The sequence below is a fragment of the Arthrobacter sp. I3 genome (genome assembly GCF_000520575.1).
GTDB lineage: Bacteria > Actinomycetota > Actinomycetes > Actinomycetales > Micrococcaceae > Arthrobacter > Arthrobacter humicola_A.
The window spans coordinates 132,232-136,065 of sequence record NZ_KI914969.1; the positions used below are offsets into that span (position 1 = coordinate 132,232).

Annotated in this window: 4 protein-coding genes; 2 read left to right on the forward strand and 2 right to left on the reverse strand. The window is 64.6% G+C overall.

The features are described 5' to 3' along the window. Window positions 1-800: 800 nt before the first annotated feature. Window positions 801-1,670, reverse strand: a complete 870-nt coding sequence (locus tag Y706_RS0121735) for a rhomboid family intramembrane serine protease (RefSeq protein ID WP_028278236.1) — start codon at window positions 1,668-1,670, stop codon at window positions 801-803. A 9-nt stretch (window positions 1,671-1,679) separates the two neighbouring features. Beyond that, window positions 1,680-2,225, reverse strand: coding sequence for a peptidylprolyl isomerase (locus Y706_RS0121740; protein ID WP_026538031.1), 546 nt, complete (start codon window positions 2,223-2,225; stop codon window positions 1,680-1,682). A gap of 155 nt (window positions 2,226-2,380) precedes the next feature. Here Y706_RS0121740 and Y706_RS0121745 point away from each other — a divergent pair, with 155 nt between their 5' ends. Continuing rightward, entirely contained in the window at window positions 2,381-3,379 is a 999-nt protein-coding gene (locus Y706_RS0121745) for a hypothetical protein (RefSeq protein ID WP_028278237.1), read from the forward strand. Window positions 3,380-3,537: 158 nt separating this feature from the next. Continuing rightward, window positions 3,538-3,834 (forward strand): hypothetical protein (locus Y706_RS29885; RefSeq protein ID WP_216699163.1); only part of this gene is annotated, 297 nt, incomplete at its 3' end.

The window sequence follows — 3,834 nt, forward strand, 5'->3', positions numbered from 1 at the left end:
CGGCCGCCCGACATTCTGGCCCATCCCGACACCAGCCGCAACGGACGAGTTATCCACTTAATAACAGGCCACTACCCACAAGTTATCCACAGCTGGGGATAACAGCCGGTGCTTAGGAACCGCAATCCCCTCTGCCGGGCCATGAGCCGGGTTGAATCCCGCGGATGCTCAGACCATCAAGTTATTAACACTGTGAATAACCCTGTTGAAATACGCACCGCGGCCGTCCGACGGCCCGTGGTGACCTGCCGCCGACGCGGGGGGCCTGTGGGGGGCGACGGCGCTGGGAGTGCGGCCTGGACGCGGCGCCGGCTGGAGGTCCTGAGGCACCGGTCCCTGGCGTGCCCGTGGCGCCGTTCTGTGGACTACTCCCTGGAGTGCCCGCGGCGCAGGGCTGGAACAGGGCTGGCGCCGCCCGGCGCCAGGCAACAGGGCTGCGCGGGCAAAGTTGTCCACTTACTCACAGGGCAACCCACAGAAGTTATCCACAGGTGTGGAGATCGGGTCGGCAGCATCGCCTGCAAGCTGGATAATCGCCAGCCCGGGCGGTCAGAGCCGGTTCGTCACAGTGAACTACACGCTTGTAAGTTATTAACAATGTGGATAACCGCTGTGGAAAACTCTCGGATCCGCACCTGGGAATTCAGGTGCGGGATCCGGCCCGGGGGTTACAGGGGGAAAGGTCCGCAAAACGGAGGGAACAGCCAAGGAACCCCAGCGAGAGAAACACTGGGAAAGAGTGAAGGGGGCCGGGCGTTCAATTGCGGCCGATTGCGGCCGGGGACTTCGGCAGGAGCGGGCTAAGCGCCGGCGCCGGCCATCCGCACGACGGACACGGCGATCACCAAGGCCAGGACCACGGCGAGGCCGATTGCCTGCAGCAGGGTCTGCCGCGGGCCACGGGGGGTGTAGGCAATGACGGCGGCGCTCAGGGCGCCGGTGACGAGGCCGCCGAGATGGGCCTGCCAGGCGATCTGCGGGACCATGAAGCCGATGACGCCGTTGATGGCAATCAGGACCAGGAGCTGGCGGACCTCGCCGCCGCGTTGGCGCTGGACCACCAGCAGGGCGCCGAACAGGCCGAAGATGGCACCGGAGGCGCCGACGAGGCCCACCGGGCCGTTCACCGGATACACCGGGGTCAGCAGGAGGAAGCCGACGGAGCCGCCGACGGCCGAGAGCAGGTAGATGGCCAGGAAGCGGGCGTGGCCCAGCAGCGGCTCAAGGATCTGGCCGAATATCCACAGCGTGTACATGTTCAGGACGATGTGGAGCAGGAATCCCTGCGAGTGCAGGAACGCCGAAGTGAGCATCCGCCACGGTTCAACGCCGGTCAGGGCGGGAGCGTAGGCCAGTTGCTGGTAAATCCCGTCGTTGGGGACTATCCACTGCAGCGCATAGACAAGGGCACACAGCGCGATGATCACGTAAGTGACCACGGGTTTGCCGGCGGTCACGGCGCCGCCGTAGACGGTCCTGACGGCCGGCGTCGTGCGCTTGGTTTCATTGACACAGTCAACGCATTGGAATCCGACGGCGGCCGCCCGCTGGCAGTCGGGGCACGCAGGGCGCCCGCACCGCTGGCAACGCACATAGGCGGGCCGGTCCGGGTGCCTGGGGCATACCGGGACCTCTGCGGACGGCTCTGCCGCCGGAATTCCGTAGCTCATGGTGGTGGGTTAGAGCTTTTCGATGTCAATGCTGTTAATGGTGACATCCTCGACGGGGCGGTCGCCCATGCCGGTGCGGACGCCTTCGATCGCGTCGACGACCTTCTTGGATTCGTCATCGGCGACCTCACCGAAGATGCTGTGCTTGCCCTGCAGCCAGCCGGTGGGGATGGTGGTGATGAAGAACTGCGAACCGTTCGTGCCGCGGCCCATCTGGACGCCGGCGTTGGCCATGGCCAGCTTGTACGGCTCGTTGAAAGTCAGTTCCGGGTGGATCTCATCGTCGAACTTGTAGCCCGGTCCACCGGTGCCGCGGCCCAGGGGATCGCCGGCCTGGATCATGAAGTCCTTGATGATGCGGTGGAAGATGGTGCCGTTGTAGAGCGGCGTGCCGGTCTTGTCCTCGCCCGTTTCCGGGTGGGTCCAGGCCTTCTCACCGGTGGCCAGCCCGACGAAGTTGTCGACGGTCTTCGGCGCGTGGTTGCCAAAGAGGTTGACGACGATGTCGCCGAGGCTCGTGTGGATAGTGGCTTTTGCGGTTGCGTTGGCAGTCATAGGGCCCATTCTTCCATGACGGCTCCGCCCGCATAGGGCCGCGCAGTCAGTTCCGCGCTGGGTGAAATCCACTGGAAATCGGCCTGAAGAATAGCCGGTGCGTTCCTAGACACGTAGGCTAACTGCAGAACCGTCACATTAATCGGGAGGTAGTTGTGAAGAAAACGGATCGTATTGCCCGTGACCTGGAGCAGTCAGTGAGCACCGGAGTAGACAGCGCCAAGGATTGGGCGGCCCCGCGGGTTGAGGCTGCCGTGAACTGGGCTGTTCCCCGCCTGCAGCACGGACTGGACACCGCCTCTCCCAAGATCCAGGAGGGCCTCAAGTCGGCGGCCCACAATCTGGCCGGCGGCGTTGCCACTGTCACTCCCCGCCTTCAGGATGGCCTGGCCCAGCTGGCGCCGAGGATCCACGATGCCGCGGACAGCGCGACCCCGCGCCTGCACGAAGCTGTGGACAAGGCAGCCCCGGTCATCGCCAATGCACGCGACCGGGTTGTTGTCGAGTACCTGCCCAGGCTTTCCGACCAGATCGGGCAGGCTTCCGTGGCCGTCCACCGCACGTTGGAAAACGCCCCGGCCCACGTGGACGCCGTCGCACAGAAGCTTGTTGATTCCGGTGTTGTCACCGGCGTCCAGACGCAGGCCCAGGCCGTCAAGGGACACGCCAAGAAGGCAGGCAAGAACGCCAGCAAGAACATCAAGGCGGCCGCCACCGAGGTCACCAAGACGGCTAATGCCAAGCTCGCCAAGCAGCAGAAGCCCAAGCACCGCGGCCTGCTGATCTTCGGCATCATCGCTGCCGCCGTTGCAGCCGGTGTCGCCGCCTGGCGGGCGTCCAGGCCGGTGGAGGACCCTTGGAAGGTGCCGACGCCGGTAAAGCCCGCCCCCACGGCCGCCCCGGCTGGCGAATCGCTGAAGGACGCCGCCGACAAGGCCGGTTCCGCGACTGTAGCGGCAGCGGACTCCGCGGCTGAGGCATCCAAGGAGGCTTCCGATTCCGCAACCACCGCGGCGGACAAAGCCACGGAAACGGCCAAGGACGCCGCCGGCAACGCCGCTGACGCCGCCGACAAGGTTGCCACCGACGCCAAAACGGCCGTACGCAACATCGCGGCCAGCCTGAACAACGGCACAGACAAGCCCGGCAAGTAGAACCTGGCCGGCACAGGCCGGCTGAGTCGAGACCCTGCGCCGGGCAGTCCGGCTGCCGGCAGGTGTCCTGCACTCTCCCAAGGAGGGATTCCGCCACAGTGAACTGCTCCCCGAAAGTTGGACTGAGAATTCAGTTCTGACTTACGGGGAGCAGTTTTATGTTCAAGAGCAGTTCGTTGTCTGAGGAGCAGCGTGAGGTGGCGGTAGCGTTGTTTGAGACCGGTTGGGGCGCCAAAGCTGTAGGAACTCGGCTTGGCGTGAGCCCGAAAGCGACCGGGCGGCTATATGACCGATGGCGAGTTCGCGGAGGTACGACGCTGGTGGCGAAACCAACCAAACGGGTGTTCTCATTCGAGTTCAAACTCGATGCAGTCCAGCGGTTCCTGTCTGGGGAGAACAAGGTCGGATTGGCGAGAGAGCTGCAGTTGTCTTCTCCGAAGTTGATCGATAAGTGG